Annotated in this window: 13 protein-coding genes and 2 pseudogenes; 12 read left to right on the top strand and 3 right to left on the bottom strand. The window is 69.0% G+C overall.

Features of this window, described 5'->3' with window-relative positions:
* The first annotated feature begins 72 nt into the window (after nucleotides 1–72).
* The 4 genes and pseudogenes from ACIPSC_RS37105 to ACIPSC_RS37090 all read left to right on the top strand — a co-directional run.
* The gene (locus tag ACIPSC_RS37105) at nucleotides 73–10,851 is read left to right on the top strand and encodes a LamG-like jellyroll fold domain-containing protein (RefSeq protein WP_400834130.1); all 10,779 of its coding nucleotides are present in this window, start codon (nucleotides 73–75) and stop codon (nucleotides 10,849–10,851) included.
* 30 nt (nucleotides 10,852–10,881) lie between these two features.
* Complete coding sequence (locus tag ACIPSC_RS37100; RefSeq protein ID WP_400834128.1) at nucleotides 10,882–11,499, top strand: hypothetical protein; 618 nt, start codon at nucleotides 10,882–10,884, stop codon at nucleotides 11,497–11,499.
* 67 nt (nucleotides 11,500–11,566) lie between these two features.
* Nucleotides 11,567–12,169: a hypothetical protein gene (locus ACIPSC_RS37095; protein WP_400834125.1), complete on the top strand. Its 603-nt coding sequence runs from the start codon at nucleotides 11,567–11,569 to the stop codon at nucleotides 12,167–12,169.
* Between the two features lie 9 nt (nucleotides 12,170–12,178).
* A pseudogene (locus ACIPSC_RS37090) lies at nucleotides 12,179–12,403 on the top strand (transposase); the annotation flags it as partial.
* Nucleotides 12,404–12,506: 103 nt separating this feature from the next.
* Here the strand turns inward: ACIPSC_RS37090 and ACIPSC_RS37085 are convergent.
* Nucleotides 12,507–12,647, bottom strand: a complete 141-nt coding sequence (locus ACIPSC_RS37085) for a hypothetical protein (protein ID WP_400834122.1) — start codon at nucleotides 12,645–12,647, stop codon at nucleotides 12,507–12,509.
* A gap of 9 nt (nucleotides 12,648–12,656) precedes the next feature.
* Between ACIPSC_RS37085 and ACIPSC_RS37080 the strand changes: the two genes are divergently transcribed.
* The gene (locus tag ACIPSC_RS37080) at nucleotides 12,657–13,403 is read left to right on the top strand and encodes a helicase associated domain-containing protein (RefSeq protein ID WP_400834119.1); all 747 of its coding nucleotides are present in this window, start codon (nucleotides 12,657–12,659) and stop codon (nucleotides 13,401–13,403) included.
* A 264-nt stretch (nucleotides 13,404–13,667) separates the two neighbouring features.
* On the opposite strand, the gene ACIPSC_RS37075 is transcribed toward ACIPSC_RS37080, so the two are convergent.
* A complete protein-coding gene (locus ACIPSC_RS37075; protein WP_400834116.1) occupies nucleotides 13,668–13,877 on the bottom strand; it encodes a DUF4238 domain-containing protein in 210 nt (69 codons plus the stop codon).
* Between the two features lie 434 nt (nucleotides 13,878–14,311).
* Here ACIPSC_RS37075 and ACIPSC_RS37070 point away from each other — a divergent pair, with 434 nt between their 5' ends.
* The gene (locus ACIPSC_RS37070; protein WP_400834113.1) at nucleotides 14,312–14,785 is read left to right on the top strand and encodes a hypothetical protein; all 474 of its coding nucleotides are present in this window, start codon (nucleotides 14,312–14,314) and stop codon (nucleotides 14,783–14,785) included.
* A 6-nt stretch (nucleotides 14,786–14,791) separates the two neighbouring features.
* Nucleotides 14,792–15,664: a pentapeptide repeat-containing protein gene (locus ACIPSC_RS37065; RefSeq protein ID WP_400834110.1), complete on the top strand. Its 873-nt coding sequence runs from the start codon at nucleotides 14,792–14,794 to the stop codon at nucleotides 15,662–15,664.
* A gap of 32 nt (nucleotides 15,665–15,696) precedes the next feature.
* Here ACIPSC_RS37065 and ACIPSC_RS37060 read toward each other — a convergent pair whose 3' ends face one another.
* Entirely contained in the window at nucleotides 15,697–18,429 is a 2,733-nt protein-coding gene (locus ACIPSC_RS37060) for a hypothetical protein (protein ID WP_400834107.1), read from the bottom strand.
* A gap of 149 nt (nucleotides 18,430–18,578) precedes the next feature.
* On the opposite strand from ACIPSC_RS37060, the gene ACIPSC_RS37055 reads away from it, so the two are divergent.
* From ACIPSC_RS37055 to istA, 5 genes and pseudogenes are all read left to right on the top strand, one after another.
* A complete protein-coding gene (locus ACIPSC_RS37055) occupies nucleotides 18,579–19,901 on the top strand; it encodes a CHAT domain-containing protein (protein WP_400834104.1) in 1,323 nt (440 codons plus the stop codon).
* Nucleotides 19,891–20,085, top strand: a pseudogene (locus tag ACIPSC_RS37050) (replication-relaxation family protein); the annotation flags it as partial. The gene ACIPSC_RS37055 and the pseudogene ACIPSC_RS37050, both read left to right, overlap by 11 nt.
* A gap of 284 nt (nucleotides 20,086–20,369) precedes the next feature.
* Nucleotides 20,370–20,498 carry a hypothetical protein gene (locus ACIPSC_RS37045; protein WP_400834139.1) on the top strand — a complete coding sequence of 43 codons (129 nt, stop codon included), beginning with the start codon at nucleotides 20,370–20,372 and terminating at the stop codon, nucleotides 20,496–20,498.
* Nucleotides 20,499–20,568: 70 nt separating this feature from the next.
* Nucleotides 20,569–20,913: a hypothetical protein gene (locus tag ACIPSC_RS37040; protein ID WP_400834136.1), complete on the top strand. Its 345-nt coding sequence runs from the start codon at nucleotides 20,569–20,571 to the stop codon at nucleotides 20,911–20,913.
* Between the two features lie 78 nt (nucleotides 20,914–20,991).
* The gene (gene istA / locus ACIPSC_RS37035; protein WP_400834133.1) at nucleotides 20,992–22,611 is read left to right on the top strand and encodes an IS21 family transposase; all 1,620 of its coding nucleotides are present in this window, start codon (nucleotides 20,992–20,994) and stop codon (nucleotides 22,609–22,611) included.
* The last annotated feature ends 2 nt before the right edge of the window (nucleotides 22,612–22,613 follow it).

Below are 22,613 nucleotides of genomic sequence, written 5' to 3'. Positions count from 1 at the left end.
CGTTCCCACTCGGCGTCCGTCAGATCGCCCCGCCCCATACCCGGACCAACGACCAAGGCCGGTGATAGTCACATGATCGGCCGGACAACTCCTAACTGGGTCTTCCCGCTGCACACCACCGGGCTGACCCCGGCGATCGGGCCGGCCGGTGAGGTCCAGTTCAAGGACGCCTCCGGTGCCGTGCGGCTGGCGATTCCGCGCGGCTCGATGATGGACTCGAAGATTGACCCGGCCTCCGGCGACGGCGTGGGCAGCGACGGTGTCACCTACCGTCTGATCGACCAGAACGGCGTGCCCGCTCTGCAGATGGACCTGGATGCGGCTTGGCTGCACGACGCCAAGCGTGTCTTCCCGGTCACCGTGGACCCGTCGACCCTGTCCATCGGTGTCGGCCAGTCGACCTTCGTCCGCTCCGACCAGAGGGCGAACTTCTCCACCGACCCGTTGCTGCGGATCGGTACCTCCGACGGCGGCGCCTCGAAGATCAACAGCTACCTGTACTTCCCCGGCGTGGCCAACGTGTTGTCTCACGACTACCTGCACGCGGTGACCCTCAACCTGAACAACACCCACTCCTACGAGTGCTCTCCGCACCCGGTCTACGTGAACCAGATCACCAGCTGGTGGGACCCTGCGACGATCAACACCTACCCCGGTGTGTCGATCGGCCAGCAACTGGGAACCGCCAACTTCTCCGCTGGCGACACGTGCGGCGGAGCGATGTGGGAGAGCATCGATCTGGGCCGCAGTCACAACGACCCGGGCGTGCAGCTGGTCGAGAGCTGGGCCCGGGGCGGTGCCAACTACGGCCTCGCGCTGACGGCCAGCACCACGAACTCCTACGATTGGAAGAAGTTCTCCAGCGCCAACAGCGCCTACCCGCCCTACCTGTCGATCGTCTACAGCGACTGGGCCGCGACCTACGCACCGGCCGGCAGCTACATGCCGCCGACCTACAACACCCCCGGCTACCAGCAGGTCACCCTGACCAACATGGCGGCCAACTGGTGGAACTGGCAGAGCATGCAGGTCAAGGCCCGGTTCTTCGACTCGAACTGGAACGAGCAGTGGTTCAACGCGCCGCTCACCGGTGTCTCCGGGCTGGTCAAGACCTATGACTCCGTGACCGTCAACGGCGTGATCCCGCCGCTGCCGCTCGGACGCTCCTATTACCTCTGCTGGGACGGGTACGTCGGCGGGACCACGTCCCTGCACGACTCCTACTCGATCCCCTTCGGCACCTGCACCACCGTCACCGGGGCCAACACCGCGCCACAACTGGACGCACTGGCGCCGGCCAACAACACCGTGGTCGGCAGCCTCACCCCGCAGCTCTACGCCACCGGCCACGACCCGGACAACTACCCCGGCACGGGCGTCGACTACTACTTCAAGGTCTACACCAACCCTGCGTCTGGCGACCCGCAGCTCGTCGCCGAGTCAGGTTGGCAGCCCAGCACCTCGTGGGCCGTGCCGCCCGGCAAGCTCGCCTGGAACACCAGCTATCTGTGGAACGTCATGGACGGTGACCATATCGGCGCGAGCCCGCTCTCCGGCACGGTCTCCTTCTCCACCCAGGTCCAGCAGCCGGTGATCACCTCCCACCTCGGCGGTGCCGTCGGCGACGGGGCCGGCCGCCCCTTCGACGCCAAGGTCGGCAACTACACCACGGCGGCCACCGACGCCGACGTCAAGAGCATCGGACCGCCGCTGACGGTCAACCGCTCCTACAACTCCCTGGACCCGCGCAGCTCGACGCTGTTCGGCAGCGGCTGGACCTCCAACTTCGACATGCGGGTCCAGCCGGACGACGACGGCACCGGCTCCGTCGTCCTGACCACCGCCAGTGGCCGGGCCGCCCGCTTCGGCGCCGACCCGAACAAGGGCGCCCTGTACACGCCGCCGCCGGGTGAGTTCCAGTCCCTCAGCAAGGCCGCCTCCGGTTTCGACCTGATGGCCAAGGACGGGACGCGCTACGAGTTCCACGCCGCTTCGGGCAGCGGCTACGCCCTGTCCTTGGTGCGCGACGCGCTCGGACGGACCCAGGAGCTGAGCTACACCAACGGCGTCCTGACGACGGTGAAGGACACCTCCTCGGGCCGAGCCCTGCACTTCGAGTGGACCGCCGGCAACCGGCACGTCGCGAAGGTCTACACCGACCCCGTGACCGGGACTGACTGGAACACCTCTCAGACCTGGACCTACACCTACAACGCCAATAGCCCCGACCAGCTGGACCAGGTCTGCGCGCCGGCGACTGGCGGGAACACCGCCCGGTCCTGCAGCAGCTACTCCTACACCCCGGGTTCGCACATGCGCTCGGCTGTCCTCGACTCCGCCCCCGTCTCGTACTGGCGCTTGGGCGAGTCCTCCGGCAGGACCGCGGCCAGCGAGGTGGTCGAGAACCAGGGCAACGACAACGCGACCTACTCCGTCGGCGGTGTGACCCTGGGCACTCCCGGGCCGGCGGGCTCCGCGACGGCGGCGACCTTCGACGGAAGCACGGGCTATGTGACGCTGCCGCAGACCGAGCTGTCCACCTCTTCCTACGCGGCGGTCGGGCTCTGGTTCAAGACCACGGGCTCGGGCGTGCTGTTCAGCTACCAGACGGAGACCTTCCCCGGCAGCGGTACGACGGCGGGCGACTACACCCCCGCGCTCTACGTCGGGACCTCCGGAAGGCTTCACGGCAAGTTCTGGGCCGGCTCCTCCATCCCCATGCAGTCGTCCAGGGCGGTCAACGACGGCCAGTGGCACTTCGCGATGCTGTCGGCGTCCGGGGTCTCCCAGACGCTGTACCTCGACGGTCAGGCCCAGGGCACGCTGGCCGGACCGGTCCTCGCGCCGGGGCAGCGTGCTGGTGCCGTCGGCGGCGGCTTCACCAGTGCCTGGTGGCAGGACAGCCCGTTCAGTGACTTCACCGGCCGGGCGAGCTACTTCTCCGGCAGCATCAGCGACGTCGCGTTCTACAACCGGACCCTCGGCGCCCCGACCGTTCAGGCCCTGTGGCAGGCTGGCAGCCAGCCCTCGACCGAGCTGTCCGGGCTGAAGCTCCCCTCCGGCAAGACCCGGCTCGCCATCTCCTACGACACCACCAAGGACCGCGCATCCCAGGTCACCGACGAGAACGGTGGCACCTGGAAGCTCAACAACCCGACCGTGTCCGGCTCCTCCCAGGAGTACCGGGGCCAGGTCATGGGCTCGCGGCCGAACGGTTACTGGCGGCTGTCCGACGGCGCTGGCGTGCAGGCCGCCAACCAGATCTACACACCGCGGCCGACCCCCAACAACGGCACCTACTCCGATGTCACCCTCGGGTCTGCGGGGCCCATGGCAGGCTCCACCGGATCCGCCTCCTTCAACGGCAGCACCTCCTGGGCCGAGCTGCCGGCCTCCTACGCGCCCCAGTCCGGCCCGGGAGCGCTCGGGATGTGGTTCAAGACCAGTAGCGCCGGCGTCCTGCTGAGCTACCAGTCCTTCCCCGTCAACGCGCCCCACAACCAGTGGGGCCTGCACTGGAACCCGGCCCTGTATGTCGGCACCGACGGGAAACTCCACGCGCAGCTGTGGACCGGCGATGCCTCCCACACCATGGCCAGTGCCGCCACCGTGAACGACGACAAGTGGCACTTCGCCCTGCTCTCCGCCGACAACCCCACCTCCCAACGGCTCTACGTGGACGGCGCGCAGAGCGCAGGACCGCTGGACGGCACCATCACCCCCAACGGCGTCGAGCACGTCTTCGTCGGCGCCGGCGCCGTCTCCCTCGGCTGGCCCGCCGCCCCCGGCGACGACTCCGGCCACTTCAAGGGCCAGATCGCGAACGTGGCCGCGTTCCCGCACGGCATGGACAGCACGGCCGTCGCGAGCCTCTACCAGCTGGCCACCACCAGTGGCGCCGTCCAGTACGACGCGGCCGTCGTCGACGCCCACCCGACCGGCTACTGGCGCATGGACGACGCCACCGGCAACCAGGCCACCGAGCTGATCTCCTCCGCGGCACTGGCGCAGAATCGGGGCAGCTACCACAACACCACCTGCTGCCAGCCCGGCCCCTGGGCCTCCGGCACTTCCACGGCCACCGGCTTCAACGGCACCAACACGTACATCCAACTGCCTCCCAACACCGCGCCAAAGCACTGGGGTGCGGCCACCGTCGAGCTCTGGTTCAAGACCACGACCCCCGGCGTGCTGTACAGCTACCAGTCCTTCCCGATCGACGGGAAGCCGACTAACGGCTCGACCGATCACTGGAACCCGGCGCTCTACATCGGCTCCGACAAGAAGCTCTACGGCGCCCTGTGGACCGGCTCGGCCGGCAACGCCCTGGTCTCGTCCACCACCGTCACGGACGGGGCATGGCACCACGTCGCCCTGACCGGCGACGGCTCCGGCCAGACCCTCTACCTGGACGGTGCTCCCACCGCGACCAGCACCACGGCACTGCCCATCACCTACAACGGTTCGGCTTACGCCTACCTCGGCGCCGGGTGGACCGGCGGCTGGCCCAACCCGCCGTCGGACCAGGTCGGCTACTTCAACGGCGCCATCGCCGACTTCTCGACCTACCGGTACCGGCTCACCAAGGACACGGTCTCCGGCCACTACAACCGCGCCACCTCCACCGCCGTGATCGGGGGTGTGGACGCCGCGAGCGCCTACCGCACCAAGGTGATCCAGGACAGCGCCATCGGCTACTGGCGCCTCAACGACCTGTCCGGCTCCTGGTACGCCGCCAGCCAACTCGGCGACGCTCGCCCCGACGTCAACACCGGCAACCTGACCGACGTTCTACTGAACGGCAACGGCCCCTCCAACGACCCCAACCAGAGGTCGGCCGTCTTCAACGGCACCACCTCGCAGATCCAGCTCCCGTCCGACGCCGCCCCGGTCCGCGGTCCAGCCAGCATCGAGCTGTGGTTCAAGACCACCAGCGGCGGACCGCTGTACAGCTACCAGGACTTCCCGGTGGGCGGCCCGCTCGGAAGCAGCTGGAACCCGGCGCTGTACGTAGGTTCGGACGGCCGCATCCACGGCGAGTTCTGGATGGGCTCGGGTGCCGTCATGACCTCCGACCGGATCGTCAATGACGGCAAGTGGCACCAGGTGGTCCTCGCCGCCGACGACAGAGGCCAGACCATCTACATCGACGGCCGTGCCAGCGCCTCCGACACCAGCGGACGCAAGATCACCTTCAACGGCACCCCGTACGTCTACATCGGAGCCGGCACCACCACCGGATGGGGCTGGCCCGGAGGCGGCGCCGACCACTTCAACGGCAACATCGCCGAAGTCTCGTACTACAGCACCCGACTCGACGCGGACACCGTCACCACCCACTACAAGTCCATGGGCGACGGCGGCACCGCCACGCCCGTCACCACCGCCGTCGTCACCGACCCGACCGGCTACAACCTGACCTACCAGTACGACACCCGCTCCTCCCGCCTGCTCTCCCGCAGCGACGGCTACGGCAACACCACCCGCTACAGCTACGACACCGCCGGGTACCTCTACGCCGTCAGCGACCCGAACGGGCACACCATCACCACCGGGCACGACGCCCGCGGCAACACCGTCTCCCGCACCACCTGCCGCGGCGCCGGAAGCTGCCAGACCAGCTACGCCACGTACTACCTGGACACCGGCAACCCCTTCAACCCGGTCAACGACAAGATCCTGACCTCCAGCGACGCCCGGTCCTCGGGCGCCGGCGACACCACCTACACCACCCGCTACGCCTATGACGCCAACGGCCAGCTGACCTCCACCACCGCCCCGGCCACGCCCGACTTCCCCAACGGCCGCGTCAGCTACACCCTGCGCACCGACGCCACCACCCAGGCCCAGGACGGCGGAACCGTACCGGCCGGACTGGTGCGAGCCCAGACCGGCCTGCTCGACGCGGCCGCCTACCCGGACCCGAGCAAGATCCCCGCCGACCAACAGACCACCTACACCTACCGGACCAACGGCGACGTCGCCTCCGTCGCCTCCCCACTGCGCCCCAAGGTCACCTACGGCTACGACAACCTCGGCCGCACCATCAGCCAGGCGTACGGCTGCGACGACTGCCCGGGCGGCAGCGCTTCCGCGCCCCGGATACTGGAGACCGACTTCACCTGGGACGGCCAGGACAACCAGGTCACCCGCACCGACCCGTACACCACCGACGCCGTCACCGGCGCCAAACATACCCGGCAGGCCACCACCGCCTACGACGTCGACGGCAACCAGGTGAGCCAGACCGTCGCCGACACCACCGGTGGCGACCCGTCGCGCACCACCACCTGGACGTACGAACTCGACACCAGCCGGGTGAAGCAGGTCAAGGACCCCGGCGGCCACCTGACCTCGTACACCTACGACCGCTACGGCAACGTCGCCACCCAGACCGACGCGGCCGGCACCACCTACAGCTACAGCCACTCGCCGATGGGGCAGCTGCAGCAGACCGCCGTCACCAACTACACCGGCAGCAGCGCCACCCCGACCGCGCCGCGCTGGCAGGTCGTCGACTCGCGCGGCTACGACCCGGCCGGCCGCCCCGCCACCGCCACCGACGCCATGGGGCGCACCACCCACACCTACTACAACGACGACAACACCGTCGCCGAGGTCGACCTCGACGGCTACCACAACACCGACGGCACCCTGCGCAACGTGGTGCTCCAGCAGAACACCTACGACGACGCGGGCCACCTCACCCAGCAGGTCACGGGCGGCGGCAAGACCACCACGGCCACCGCCTACGACGCGGCCGGCCGGGTCACCCGGACGAGCGTCGACCCCGGCGGCCTCAACCGCACCACCACGTACACCTACGACGTGGCCAACCGTCCGACCAGCGTGGTCAGCACCGGCGGCGCGGACGCGAGCTCGGCCCAGACCGACTACGCCTACGACGTCACCGGGAACGTGCTCAAGCAGACCGCCCGCAACCAGCCCGCGGACTCGGTGGTGGCGTACGGTTACAACAGCCGCGGCCTGCGCACCAGCATCACCAGCCCGAACGGCAACGCGGTCGGCGCCGACCCCTCCGCCTACACCAGCAACGTCGGGTACGACGAGGCCGGTCGGCCCACCGTCACCACCGGCCCGCTGTTCAGCGCGGAGTCGTACGACCCGACCAGCCGCGCAAGCAAGCCGCAGCCGGTCCGGCCGATCAGCCGGACCGGCTACGACACCTACGGTCAGGTGACCTCCCAGGTCGACCCGCTGGGCAACACCGTCACCAACACCTACGACCTGGACGGCCACCAGGTCGCCGTGGCCGGCGCCGCCTATACCGACCCGCAGTCCGGCACCAAGGTCACGCCGACCTCCACGGTCGAGTACGACGCACTCGGCCGGCCCGTCAGGACCGTCGTCGACCCGGCCGGTCTCAAGCTGACCAGCACCATGCGGTACGACCAGTTCGGCAACGTGGTGCAGACCACCCTCCCGGCGAGCGGAGGTGTCACCGCACCGACCGTCACCAAGTCCTACGACCTCGACGGCGAACTGCTCTCCAGCACCGGCCCGACGGGTGCCGTCAGCCAGTCCACCTACGACGACCTCGGAAGGCGCATCACCAGCACCCAGCTGGAGCGCTATCCCGCTGCGGCGGCCTACACCAGCACCTTCACCTGGGACGACGCGGGCAACCAGCTCAGCTCCACCCTGCCGGGCGGCGCCGTCAGCAAGGCGAACTACAACGCCGTCGGCCAGGTGCTCAGCGCCACCGACCCCGCCGGGGTCACCGTCCGCTCCGCCTACGACGGGCTCGGCCGGACCAACCGGGTGACCAGGGCCGACGGGACCGCGACCGTCACCGGCTACGACCGGCTCGGGCGGACAGTGAGCACGACCGATCTGAACACCGCAGGGGCCTCCGTGGCCACCCAATACGCCACGTACGACCCGGAGGGGAACGTCGTCAGCGCCACCGACAAGGTGGCGAGCAGCGCCGACATCGCCGCACACTCGCGGCAGTTCAGCTACAACCCGGCCGGCCTGGCGGTCCAACAGGTCGAACCGGTCGCCGCCGGGCAGACGATCACCACATCGGTCGGCTACGACGCCGGCGGGCGCAAGACCCGCTGGACCAACGGGAAGAATGTCCCGGTCTACTACACCTACAACTCCCTCGGGCTCCCCGAGTCGACGGTCGAACCGCCGACCACCGCCCACCCGAGCGCCGCCGAAGGCCTGTTCACCACCAGTTACGACGCGGTCGGACGAGCCGTCACGCTGACCGAGCCGGGTGGCGTAATCCGCCGCCGCAGCTACGACGGCGCGGGCAACCTGACCCAGGAGAGCGCCACCGGCGCCGAGGTGGCGACCCCGGACCGCACCCTCGGCTACGACGCCGCCGGCCGCCTGATATCCGTCGGCACCCCCGGCACCACCCCCAACACCTACACCTACAACGACCGCAGCCAACTGCTCACCGCCGCGGGTCCCGGCGGCGCCGGCAGCTACACCTACAACGGCGACAGCCGGATGACCGCCCGCACCGACGCGGCCGGCACCACCGCCTTCGGCTACAACACCGCTGGCCAGGTCACCAGCGCGACCGACCCGCTGACCGGCGCCACCGTCGGATTCGACTACGACACGGCCGGCCGCCTCACCACCGAGCGCTACGGCATCGGCGGCGGCACCCGCAGCTACGGCTACGACAACCTCGGCCGGCTGCGCGACGACACCGTCAAGAACCCGAGCGGGGCAACGGTCGCCTCGATCGGCTACGGCTATGACCTCAACAGCCGGATCACGTCGAAGACCACCACCGGCACCGCCGGGGCCGCCGGCAACCAGTACGGCTACGACCTGGCCGGGCGCCTTACCTCCTGGAACAACGGCACCGCCGCCACCGCATACACCTGGGACGCGGCCGGCAACCGGACCTCCGCCGGCGGCGTCACCTCCAGCTTCGACGAGCGCAACGAGCTGCTGAACGACGGCACCACGACGTACAGCTACTCGGCCCGCGGCACCCTCACCGGCAGCACCACCCAGGGCTCACAGCCCAAGGACGTCCAGTTCGACGGCTTCGACCGAATGGTCAAGGAAGGGCCGTCCACCTACACGTACGACTCGACCGACCGCGTCGTCCGGAGCGGGAACACCGCCTTCACCTACGACGGCGGCTCCAACAACGTCGTCACGGACGGCACCGCCAGCTACACCCGCACCCCCGGCGGCAGGCTCCTCGGCACGGCGGCCACCGGAGCAACGCCCAACCCCCGCCTGGTGATCAGCGACCAGCACTCCGACGTGATCGCTACCATTGACCCCGCCGCCAAGGGCGTCGCCGGCTCCACCGCCTACGACCCCTTCGGCAAGCCCACGGCCAACACCGGTGCCACCAACTCGCTCGGATACCAGAGCGGTTGGACCGACCCCGCCTCGGGCGACGTCAACATGGCCGCCCGCTGGTACCGACCCGGCAGCGGCACCTTCGCCTCGCGCGACTCCTGGCAGCTGGGCGCGGCGCCCTCAATCCAGGGCAACCGCTTCACTTACGGCAATGGCGACCCGGTCGCCAACACCGACCCCTCGGGGCACTGCCTGGTGTGTCACGTCATCGCCTCGATCATCGAGGACATCATTTTCGCGCCGCCTGCCGCAGCACCGACTTGCTCCGCCAACCCGGAGAAGTGTCATGGCAAGCAGCAGACGTCGCGGGAGGTCTATTGCGAGTCGCACTCGTGGATGAGGACCTGCGGCGGAGACGGGTTCGCGCCCCGTCCCCAGCCGTCTCCCCAGCCGCCTCCTGGCCCTGTGGTCATACCCGTCCCCAGCCCTGGTCCTGACGGCGGAGGCTCCAGTGGCGGGGGCGGGGGCGGGGGCGGGAGTGGCAAGAGGCCCGGTCCGCGCAGGGATCCGGGTCCGCGCAAGCGCCCGGTCGGTCCAACCGTGCCCAAGCCCAAGCCGCCGGCCGATACCCGCCCGATCAACGACAACGACCGCCCGCACGCTGGCCCCAGTGTGATTGACTTCTTCACAGACACCGTCGTTACCGTCGGCACCGCTGTCGTCACCACCGTGGTCGTCGAGGGCACCCCGGTGGTCGTCGGCACTGCCGCCCTCGTCGGCTCTGGGGTCGTCGCCGGTACCGACGTCCTCATCGACCTCGGCGACGACATCTACAACCTCATCAACGCCGGCGGCAACCCCGCGCCCGCGCCCACGCCCGACCCTGTACCACCGACGCGTCCATGGCCGATCCCGGCTCCCCTGCCCGACCCGGGACCGGGCAACCCGGGCCGCCCCGGGGGGAACAGTAACCGGCGGGTCCCCACCTGCGGGGACTTGCAGCCGCCGGGGGCCGTGCCCCTGAATGGGGGCGGATGGGTCAACTACCTGCCGTCTGACAGCCAGGGCCGTAACACGGGAGTCAACGCCTGTCTCGAAGGGAAACCCAGTTCCAGCCGGGGTCAGGCCGCGACCGGCAACATCCGGGGCTGGAACGACGCCAAGACACGGGCGGCCGCCCTTGGGTTCCCTGAAGATTCTGACGTCGCCCGTTGCCACTCTGTGCCGCGCATGGCCGGCGGAACGACGGACGAGCGGAACTTGACGCCGTGCTTCCAGCGCGGGGCCAACATCAACCAGAGGAACGGCGGAGCGATCACCAACAGCATGCGGACGTTCGAGACCAGAGCCGGGAAAGCCATGCCCCAGGGCCCTGTGCTGTACGACGTGCTTCCGCAGTACAACAACGATGGGAGCACTATCCCGAACGGGTGGGGGATGGGGTTCTACGGCTGGGACGCCAACACCGGGCTGCGCACGGACTCCCATTGGACGGTCGTGGACAATGGAGCGTTCAACTCCAACGGATATGTGAACCTGGGAAACTAGCCTCCGGCGAGAACGGGAGGATGATAGGGAGTGGACGTGGACATTGAGGAGATGCTGGACCGGCTCGGCGCGGTGATCGGGCCGCCGCCCCCGGACGGAGTGGTCCCGGTCCCGTGGGAGCTCGGGCCCGAGGAGATTGGCTTCCAGCTACCCGCGGACTACAGGGCGTTCGTCGACCGGTACGGGATGGTCAGCATCAGCGACGAGCTGCACATCTACACACCATCGGCGGCGCCCAGTTCCAAGACCGAGCAGCCGCTCGGCTTTGCGGGATTCCTGTACCACACGACGGATCCCTACCGATACTGTGCCATGCTGGCTCAGGCCTACCAGGACGGGGACTACGACGAGTGCCCCTATCCGCTGTTCCCCGCCGAGGGTGGGCTTCTGAAGTGGGGCAACAACTACAACTCCGACCACTTCTTTTGGCTGATGCGGGGCCCGGACCCGGACCGATGGCCGGTCGCTGCCAAGTTCGACTCGATGCGGGAGTGGGACCTGTTCGAGGGCGGCTTCCTGGAGTTCCTGCTGGCGGCGGTGACGGAGCAGTATCCGTACCACGGGGACGTTGTTCCCGGCGGGATGAAGCAGGTCGATGACGGCCGTGCTTATCGCGTTCGGGGTGACTGGTCGAAGCAGCTTCGATAGTGAGTCCACGAACATGGTTAGCGGCCGGGTCGGGCGGCTCCGGCTTGTGCTCAATGGGAGCCGTTGAGTGAATGATGATCAGTCCAACATACTTGCCGCTATGTTGGCTATCAGGGAGCTGCTGTCATGCATCGGGCCGACCTGCGGGGACTCTGTCGACTGGAGCGCCGCAGAGAAGCTGTACGGGAAACCCTTCCCCGGTGACTACCAGGCGTTCACGGCGGCCTTCGGTGGCGGCTCGATCGAGCAGGTGGTAGGAATCCGTGTGCCCGCGGTCACTCGGGACGAACTGCACGGGAATACGGTGTCGAGGATCTCCGAAGAAGCGCTCGCGGACAAGGCGGTGAACCGGTGGCACCCTGCCGAGCAGGGCCGCCACCGGCTGGAGGACCTGCTCATCTGGGGGGAGACAGCCGCGGCCGACACTCTCTGCTGGATCACGGCGGATCCGGATCCGGACCGCTGGCCGGTCGCGGTGTACTCGCGGGGGAACCTTGAGTGGTCGGTATACCCGTGCGGTATGGCCGAGTTCCTGCTCAAGCTTCTGCGCAACGAGTGGCAGCCGTGGCCGATCAGCGACGCCTCGCTCCAGGACATGGCGGACCCGCGCTTCCTTCACGACAAGGACGAGGCGGCGGGATGGGAGTCGGGCAGCGACCCCTGGGAGTGAAGGCAGCACCTGACGAGAGACGCTTGGGAGCGGATCGGGCCGCTGATGCCGGCCGATCCGGTCTGCGGTCGGCGATGGGTCGATCACCGCCGCGCCTTGGAAGCCATCGCGTGGAAGTACCGAACCGGCTCACCCTGGCGGGACCTGCCCGACGAGCTCGGCTTGTTCCAGACCACCCATAAGCGGCTGATCAGGTGGGCCGTCGACGGAACCTGGGAACGCATCCTTGGCGCGGGCCGGGACAGCCACACGATGGCCTTTGGCGGGAGTGGTCTGGATGCCTTGATGCCCGCCCCTGGGCTCGGGGCGGGCATCAAGGTACGGGCCGTGGCGCGGGTCAGGGCCTGGTGCCGGTGAGCTTCCACCAGGGCATGGCGTCGGCGTCCGGATCGTTCAGCGGCCACCAGACCTTGCCGTCGTACCCGTCGGTCTCCAGGTCCTCCAGCCGGGCGGCGCCGGCCGGGACGGCGCGCAGCATCTTGGCGACGTGCCGGTCGCGGGCGTGGAGGTGGAGCTGGCCGACCCGGTTGAGTCGCCGATCGAGTGGCTCAAGATCAATGCGAAGCAGCACGCGGCGAAGATCCTCCAGACCGTGAAGCTGAGGGCGTTCAACCCGCGCGCGGTCGAGTGGCAGCGCATGCACGCGGTCGCCGCCGTGTTCCACCTCCAGCACGGCCACCTCGACCCCACCGACAAGACGAAGCACGCCGAGCTGATCTCCTGGCTCACCCGCCAGCGCCACCTCTACGGCCAGGGCCTGCTCGATGCGGCCCGGGTGTCCGAGCTGGACGCGCTCGGCATGATCTGGTCGAAGAACGCCAACGCCTGGGAACGCGGCTACGCCTACGCCGCCGCGTTCCACCACCAGCACGGCCACCTGGCGATCCCGGCGACCGTGAAGCTGGACGACTACGCGGTGGGCGCGTGGATGCGCCGCCAGCGCAAGGCCGCAGGCCTCACCACTGACCAGGCCGCCAAGCTCGACGCGTTGGACGAGCTGTGGCGCCTGGAGCCGGACTGGAACCGCTGCTACCTCCGCTTGCTCGCCTACCTCGCCGCCGGCGGCACCCTGGACGGCCCGGCGAACCGCACCGGCGGTGAGGCGGACCCCGCGTTCCGGCCCGGTACGTGGCTGCGCAAGCAGGACAAGGCCCGCACCGACGGGAAGCTGACCGACCACCAGACCGCGTTCCTGGACGCGCTCCAGCGGCATGCTGAGACCGTCATCGGCTGATCGCCCGTACGACCGCCGTCCCGGCCCGCCAGGCCGGGGCGGCCCCGAGCTTCGAGCGCGCCCGAGCCCCGCACCGGCTGCCAACGACTGCTCCCGGACCCGGAGGGCCCCACTGTCGGGGAGCTTCGGCGAACCTCACCCGATCCGGGTCTGGCGGCTGTGGGCTGCGGTGCGGTCAGCCCGGTCCGAAGCTGAGTCCGTCGGGGTGGATCCAGCCCTGAGGAGCCTGGCTGTACCGGAGTTCCGGTGCGCGCCGAGGAAATCCTACATGGAGTCGTCGAGCTCACCGTCCTCGTTCCGGAATGAGTAGAAGTCCTTCTGCACGGTGGCGTGGACGACCCCGATCGGCTTGCTCTTGTCCTCGCCGAGTGGCACCCGGATGAACTGTTCCGCCTTGTCGGCGAACCGCCGGAGGTAGAGGTACGGGACGGTGTGACGACAGAGCCAGAAGACTGTGGGGGCACCGGCTTTCACCGTCCAGGCCCCGGGATTGCGGTGGCTGGTAAGGGCCGGGGCCGGGACGCTGTGGGGCCCGCCCAGCAGACTCGCTGGGTCTGGCTACTTGCTCGGGGTGAGGGAGTAGTTCGGGTGTAGCCACAAGGGAGAGCCGGCGTCCGGCCTGCACGCGCTGCGCGGTGAAGTTCACCGACGAGCGGTGGGAGCGGGCCCGCCGGGGGTGGTAGGACGACGGGCTGTGCGACGAATGCTGCCGCGCCGAAGCCGAGCAGCAGCGCCAGCTCGGCGAGCTCGACTAGGACGCCGGGTCCGCGGCCGCCGCGCCGAGGGCCAGCACCGCCTGGTGCCGTTCTTGACCGTGACAGTCGAAGCCGACTTCCCCGGTGGAGCCACGCTCACTCTTGTGCCCTGGTACGAATGCGTTTCGGGACGACTCGCCCGAGGCTTGGCTCATGGCACTCTCCCGCAGCGAGCAGTCCAAGCCCGTCACGTTGGTCTCCGTGGACGGGCAGGAGATCGGCCGCGTGACCGCTTATCACGTGGCACGGACCGCTGCATTACCCGTCTTTGCCCAGGTCGCCGCAGAAGCGGGGCACGGTCAGCTCATCGTCCCCATCCTGCACGGGAAGATCACCGGTTCCACGCTCAAGGTCCCGTACTCCGGTGCCGAAATCGCCGCAGCGCCGCGGGCTGCAACCCTCAGGATCCTGTCCAGCGGAGACCTTCGCACGACGATCGAGCACTACGGTCTGACCGAGGTTGAGGTAGAGGCGGGGGAGGAAGTGAGGTCCACTGGGCCGACATCCACCCCGCCGGTCGTCATCCCCTCGCGGCCCCCTGCCGGGGAGCCCATTCCCATCCCGCCTCCGCTCCCGCCCGTCATCATCCCCGCTTTCGTGAACGTGAATATGGATGTGGAGGGCTAACCGCTGATGTCGACACCGACCCAGGACTTCAGCGGGCTGTGGAATGCCAACGACAAGATCCGCAGCGCAGCCAAGTGGATCGTCGCCAGCTCTGCCGCTGTGGGTGCCGCATTGCTGGCTGGGAGCCAGCTGTCCAACATTGGGAAGCTGCCCCCATCCGAGGGCCGGTTCTGGTGGGCTGTCGTGGGCGCCGTGATCGGACTGATCGCCGTGGTCTGTGCCATCTGGCTAGCCACTCGGATCCTCCTACCGCTCACCGTCACCATTGATCAGCTGGTGCGACAGTGGGACCATCCGAAGCGGGACCTGAAACCTGCGGTCGACTTCTTCAAGTACGACACCACCTACCTGCAGCACTATGGTTCCTCGCCACAGGGCCTGAAACAAGCCCAGGCGGACAACGAAACGGCCCTCCAAGACGCAGGCGCGCGAGGCGACCAAGCTGCCAAGGACACTGGCATGGAGACGCGCTTGACTCTCGCCGCCACAGTCCTGGGACTCGAACAGCTCGCTCAGCACAAGGTCCTGGAGGGCAGGTTCCGCCGGAACCTGCGATGGCTGATGCTCACCACCGGGCTGGCCGCCGCCGGAATCCTCGCCTTTGCCTGGGCCTCCAACCCTCCAGCCGCGCAGCCGCCCGCAGCCGACCTCAAGAACGCCATCCTCGCCCACGCCAACCTCCGGGACGCCGACCTGAAGAACGCGGTGCTCGACCACGCCGACTTCACCTGCGCTGACCTCACCGGAGCTGACCTCAAGCACGCCTCACTCGTCGGGGCGAAATGGCACGACACCACCTGCCCGGACGGCAAAAACAGCGACAAGGTCGGTGGCAGCTGCGCTGGGCACCTGACCGCAGAGGGCGATGCGGAGGAATAAGGACACGGCATGAGGCAATCGGATGCCGACTGTCAACCAGTTCGGAGCGTCGCGAGAGCGGCTTCTACGTCTGGTCGCTCGGGGTCCTCCGGCCCGTATAGGCCCCGGCTCGTTTCGAGCGCCTCGATCGCGAGCTCCGTGCGGTCGGCTCGATCATGAATCAGCCCCTCGCTGTACCAGGTGTCAGCTTGTCCTAGTCGGTCCCCCAGCTCCACGAACAGCTTTCGAGATTCCCGCACAGCCAACATCGCGTCCTCCAGGCGATCGGGGAGTCGGGTCAGTGCCAATGCGCGATCGTGCAACGCGGTGGCCCGGCGACGACGATCGACGCCAGCGAAGTTGGCAGCCGCTGCGGCTAGCTCGGCTGCGGCCTCCCTGTAACGGCCGGTGCTGGCCAGGGCCAGCCCGAGGTTGTTGCGCGCGGTGCCGACGGCCTCGGCGGGGGCCGACGAGGCCCCGAGGATCTCCGCGCTGCGACGGTAGTGTCGCACGGCCTGCTTCTGATCCCCGATCTGCCGGTAGGCGAAGCCGAGATGGCCGTGCAGCACGCCGAGGTTCACGTGGTCACCGGCGGCCCCGGCGAGCTCGATGGCATCGAGGTTGGCGGAAACGGCCGCTGGCACATCGCCCGTTCGCCGCAGCCGCAGGGCCAGCGTGCCCAGCACCACAGCCGCCGCGCCCGGCTCCTGGAGACGGCCAAGGTCGGCGGCGAGCTCCTCCACCTGCTCGCGCGGCATCTGGTCGGCGGCATCTTCTGGATCCAACCATTCGCGGAAGAGCCCCTCGACCTCGACCGCGCGGCACAGGTCGGCGACGAGTCCAGCGGCTTCCGAGTCGTCGCCGACGGCCGATGGGTCCGTCAAGCGCAGGAGATGCCGCCACATGACCGACCGGCCCACCTCGAGGCGGTCGATCGCACCGGCAGTATCGTCGGCCTGCAGCGCATGTGCGGCCGCCAGCGCTGGCAGGTCAGCCCCTTCGCTCAGGTGATACTCCTGGCTAGATCGATCGAGCCCGTGCCACGCAACCTCGGGCATCAGCGATACCGCGATCGCGAAACGGGCGTTGGCCTCCTGCCATTGTCCGTTCTCGGCGAGCGACTGGCCTGCGGCGACGGCGGCGCGGATCCGGCTGTCCGGCGGCGCGGCGGTCGATCGGATGGCCTCGTCCCTGGCGGCTAAGGCCCGAGTACGTGCCGACGGATCGTCGTGGACGCGCCCGAACGCATCGGCGATCTTGGCGAACGTACTCAGCCGACCGGCCCGATCCGGGTGATCCGCCCCGGTCCTCTTAAGCACGTCCATAGCAGCGGCTATGGCTACCTCTAGGTCGTCCGGCGATCCACGCTCGTCCCATCTCATTCGGTACGCGGTTGCCCGGTTGATCTGGATAGTGGTGGTCGTCGGCGCATCTGGTGCGGCCAGATCGACTGCCTCCTCGATCGCCTCGATCGCCTCATTCAGCAGGTCCGGCTCGTGCTCGAGGCGGTGGGCCGCTAGCAGACAGCTCGCCAGCGTGTTGTACGCCAGCCCCGCGCTCGCTTGGCCCCGGCGTGCTTTATCGACGGCGCGCTGCGCGACCTCGATCGCCTTCGCAATGGTCGGCGCAGCGTCTGTGCGCACGAACGCCTGCTGCAGCAGCGTGGCGTACTGGATCAGGTCGTTGGTGCTGGCGCTGTCACGCCCCGCCTCGCGCTCCGCCAGTTGGAGTGCTTCGAGAAGGTCCGGAATGCTTCCGATCGCCTCGTATCGTAGGCGCAGTGCGACGCTCAACTCGTAGCTGTAGAGGGTCGCCATCTCGGTGTCGAGGGATCTGAACAACCGGATGGTCTCGGTAAGGTCATCCAGGTCGCCGAAGGCCTCGAAGCGGGCCCGCAGGCCGAGCGCGAGGGACACCGTGGCGGCAGCTTTATAAACCACATTCTGCGGACGCAATTGTGTCGCTTCGGACGCCGCGTGGATGGCCAGCTCAAGATCGGAGAGGTCGCCGCCCAGCCAGTAGAGCGCACGCCGGCAGTTGGCCAGGGTGGTCAGGCCAATGTTGCGCCTACGGGGGGTGTGCGCGAACAACAAAGACCGCTCCGCAAATCTGACCGCTTCGGCCAGCAGCCCGGGCTCGCGCCGACGCTCGTCCGCCGCCTTCAGGACCGTTGCGACGAGATATAACTCTTCGAAGCCGATGGCCATCGTGCGCCCGGGTCCGACGACCCCCCGGGAAATGGCCTTGGCCGTGTCCAGAGCGCCCGCGTCGGACGTGTAGTCGTAGAGGCAGAGGTAGACGTTTGCGAACACCATGGCCGTGGCGGTCTCGTTCGGGGGAACAGCGGGAAGCCGCCGCATGTACCCGGCCGCGGCGAGGATGTCCTTGCCAGCATGGGTCTGCAGGTACTGGTTCCACCTTGCCTGGACCGCGGTGACCACGATGAACTCGCCGCCGGCGTCGGCCTGCGCAGCTTCTGCCGCCGCATCAGCGTGCTGGACGGCGAGGTCGAGCATGCGCCGCCGGTCGGAGCGTTCGGGCCACGTCAGGTAGACCTGCGCCAAATGGCAGAGTACCCAGGCCAAGCGACGATCGCGCCCCTTCAGCAAGCGGAGTGTGCTCGCGAGACCGTCACGTGCGGCAGCGCTCCGACTCGGGTCACCCTCGACGACGCCAGCTTGAAGATCGACGAGCGCCGCTCGAATGATCGCGTCGACCTCGTCGCCGGAGTCCTCTACGGCATCGCCGGAATTCTCCGGGGGCAGCCAGAGCTCCGAGAAGTGCACAGGCACCTTCCGCTCAACGCCGATATGGGCGGGCCGTATCGCCCCACCCAACGTACTTGGCGGTGCGGGGGAGCGAAACCCCCGATCAGGTGACTGCGGCCGGCTGGGTCTGCTGCGATGATCGAACGACACGTCATCGACAGCTGGGGATGAGTGTGACCGATCGCCCTTCGCGGTTTGCCCCGGACCTGGGGTTCGATCTAGGTGCCCAACTGCACCGGCTAACCGACCGCCGGATCCGCGTCAGTCGTGAGTACGAGCAGCGGATCCATGCTGGCGACGCCGGTCCGGCTGACGCGTTGTCGGCGAGCGATTTGCGCGAGGCCGCCGCCGACGGGCCGATCGTTGTCATCAACGTCAGCACGTTGCGATGCGACGCCATCGTCGTGCGGGATACGGGGCCACGAGCCATCTCACTTCCGGAGTTGACGTATGCGGACGCTCGGTCTGCCGCGATCCGCTACCACGAGTGCCTGCTAGCGACGCAGGCCGCGTCCCGCGCGTTCTTCGACGCGTGCGAAGCCGCGTGGGACACCGGTGGGGAGGCGGCACAACGTTCCTTCGAGGCGAGCGCCCGGCTGCGGGAGGCGCAGTCGGAAGAGGAACGGATGCTGATCGACACATCGCACTGGCTCTGGCAGACGGTTGTGCAGCCAGTGAAGGTGCATCTGGCGCTTCTCTCGACGGACGGCGCGTCTCCGCCACGACTCTGGTGGTGCCCGACCGGGCCGCTCGTCGGCCTCCCGCTGCACGCAGCGGGTACCGGTCCGGGGCCTTCGGCGGAGAGCGTATTGGATTGGGCGGTGTCGTCGTACACCCCGACGATCACCGCCCTGCTGTCCGCACGAAGATCGGCCGCGCGTCGGCCGTCGACCGTCGACCCCGGTACGTTTCTGTTGGTGTCACTGTCGGCCACCCCGGGTCAACTGCCCTTGCCTCAAGTTGTGGCTGAGGCCGAGTCGATCCTCAGCCGACTTCCGTCCGATCGGGTGACGGTGTGGGACAACGAGGACGCGACTAGGCAGCGGGTGCGGCATGGTCTCACCGCCCATCGATCGGTCCACCTTGGCTGCCACGCCGAGCAGGACCTGACCGATCCGTCGAACGGCGCGTTAGTTCTGCACGATGGCTGTCTGACCGTCCTGGATCTCGGTCGATCACGCTTCGACGGGGACTTTGCCTACTTATCGGCATGCAAGACCGCTACCGGTGGCGTCGCGCTGGCCGAGGAGTCCGTGAGCATGGCCGCGGCATTGCATTTCGCCGGTTTCCACCGGGTGATCGCTACCTTGTGGGCGGTGCAAGATGCCGTCGCGGCCCAGGTCGCGGACATGGTCTACGGGCAGCTGGTCGATGACGGCCGCTTCGACCCAGGCCGCGCCGCCCTCGCTTTACACCGCGCCATGGTGCACGTTCGCGCGCTGAACCCCGAACTGCGCCGATGGTCCCCGTTCGTGCACCTTGGCCTCTGATTCGCGACAACGACACACGAAGTTCCTGCTGCCGGGCGGCAAGCGCAAGGTGCGCCCGGACGGCGTGTGGCAGGCCCCTCAGATTGGGGTGCCGGTCCTCATGGTCGAGGTCGACCGCTCCACCATGACGCCGGCCGACGTCCCCGCGAAGTTCCCCCGCTACCGCGAGCTGTTCCGCACCAAGGTCCGCAACAACGACCCGGCCCTCGCCGACCGGGAACCGGCCGACCGTACGGTGCACTGGTGGCGCCGGGCCTACCCCGGCCACACCCGGCCCGGGTACCCGCCCGTCGCCCTGGTCGCCACCGACGCCGGACCCGTCGCGCTGGAGCGCCGGGCAGCAGGCCGTCGCGGACCTGTCCGCCGACTGCTGGCGCGGCCGGTGGTGCAGGGAGGGCCGCGACTACAACGACGACGCCGTGCCCATCGTCGCGACCACGCTGGAGCTGCTGGCCGGGCACGGGCCGCTTGGGCCCATCTGGTGGCGCTTCGGCCGGCTCGGGGCGGCACTCCCTCGTCGAGGCGCTGGAGAACCCGAACAGCCGGGCCGCCTACGACCTGCGCCAGGCCGCCCGCGAGGACGAGGAGGACAGATGACGGCGCTGGTGGACGTTCGGGGAGGGTGCTGCCGCGGGCTTTGGTGGTGAGGCGTCTGGTGGAGCGGCAGGTGGCCGGTGAGCTGACGTCGCGGCATGTGGGGGCGGTGGCCGTCACGGTCGGTGTGTCGGTGCGCACGGTGTGGCGGTGGCTGGCGGAGGCGAAGGCAACCGGAGAGGTGGACGGGAAGCCCGCTCGTCAGGGCTACGCACTGTCGGATGAGACGTGGGCGCTGCTGGCGGCTTCGGGCGGCAATGTCGCGGAGCTGCGCCGCCGTATGCTGGCCGCCGGCGACGATGGCTCTGCCACCGTCGTGCCGCCTCTGGGGACGTTGCACCGGGTGGTGGCTTTATACGTGAGTAGTGAGAGCACCTGTCGCTCGGCGGCGAGAGCACCCCGTGCCACGGGAGAGTGATGTCGCCGAGTTTCGAGAACACCTGGGTGCTTGCTTCGGGACCATGGTTGTGCACTGCACGACGAGGGGGCCCGGGTGCTGCCGAAGTCCAAGGTCGATCTGTACGCGGCGATCCGCCGTGACTCGCGTTCCGGTCTGTCGAACCGCGCCCTGATGCGGAAGTACGGCGTCGGCTTCCTGACGGTGAAGAAGGCCCTGGAGTCGGCGTGGCCCGAGCCGCGCAAGAAGCTGGCGCCCAGGGCGACGCGGCTGGATCCGTTCAAGCCGCTGATCGACCAGATGCTGCGGGCCGACCTGGACGCCCCGCGCAAGCAGCGCCACACGGTGAAGCGGATCTTCGACCGGCTGGTGGACGAGCACGGCGCCGACGAGGTCTCGTACCAGATGGTCCGCGGCTACGTGGCCGAGCGCCGCGGGGAGATCCGCCTGCAGGCGGGCCTCGGGGTGGTGGACGCGTTCATCCCGCAGACCCACAAGCCCGGTGCGGAGGCGGAGGTCGACTTCGGTGACGTGACGGTGCGTCTGGCCGGCGAGTTGGTGACCTGCTACCTGTTCGCGTTCCGGCTGTCCTACTCCGGCAAGGCGGTGCACCGGATCTTCGCCTCGTGCGGGCAGGAGGCGTTTTTCGAGGGCCACGTCCACGCTCTCAACACGCTGGGCGGGGTGCCGACCGGGAGGGTCCGCTACGACAACCTTAGGGCCGCCGTCGCCCGGGTGCTGGGCTTCTCCCGGCAGCGGGTGGAGGCCGAGCGGTGGACCGCGTTCCGCTCGCACTACGGCCTGGACGTCCTCTACTGCCAGCCCGGCATCGGCGGCGCGCACGAGAAGGGCGGCGTCGAGGGACAGATCGGCTGGTTCCGCCGCAACCACCTGGTCCCCGTCCCCGAGGTCGCGACGCTGGCCGAGCTCAACGCGAGGATCGACCGGTGGGACGAGGAGGACGAGGCCCGCCGGATCCGCTCTCGGCCTCGCACCATCGGCGAGTACTTCGCCGCCGAGCGGTCGCTGCTGGCACCGCTGCCGGAGGAGACGTTCGAGACGGGCCGGCTGTTCACCCCACGGGTCGACCGCTACAGCCAGATCGGGGTGCGCAACAACCGCTACTCGGTGCCCGTGCGGATGATCGGCCGGACCGTCCGGGTCATGCTGCACGCCTCCGAGCTGGTCGTCTACGACGGCCGGGAGGAGATCGCCCGGCACGAGCGGCTGATCGCCAAGGGCGGCACCCGGCTCGATCTGGACCACTACCTGGAGGCCCTGGTCCGCAAGCCCGGCGCTCTGCCCGGGGCGACCGCGCTCGACCAGGCCCGCTCGGCCGGCCGGTTCACCCCGGTCCATGACGCCTGGTGGGCGGCCGTCCGCAAGGCCCATGGGGAGCGCGAAGGCACCCGCGCGCTGATTGAGGTCCTGCTGCTGGGCCGGCACCTGCCCCACGAGCACCTCGTCGCCGGCCTCGCCGCCGCCCTCCGTTCTGGCGCGCTGACCGCCGACGCGGTCGCGCTGGAGGCCCGCAAGGCTGCCGAGGCCGACACCGGGACTCCCGCAGAACCGCGGCCGCCCGCCACCGACCGGGCGACAGTGACCTCGCTGACCGAGCGGCGCCTGGCCCAGCTGCCGCTCGACACGAGGCCGCTGCCCTCGGTGGCCCACTACGACCAGCTGCTGCGACACCGCAGGCCGGACCGCCCGACCCCTTGAAG

Origin of the sequence: Kitasatospora sp. NPDC090091, assembly GCF_044747365.1 — a bacterium.
Lineage (GTDB): Bacteria > Actinomycetota > Actinomycetes > Streptomycetales > Streptomycetaceae > Kitasatospora.
Note: the sequence above shows the minus strand (reverse complement) of the source record. Positions and strands in the feature narration are given on the sequence as shown.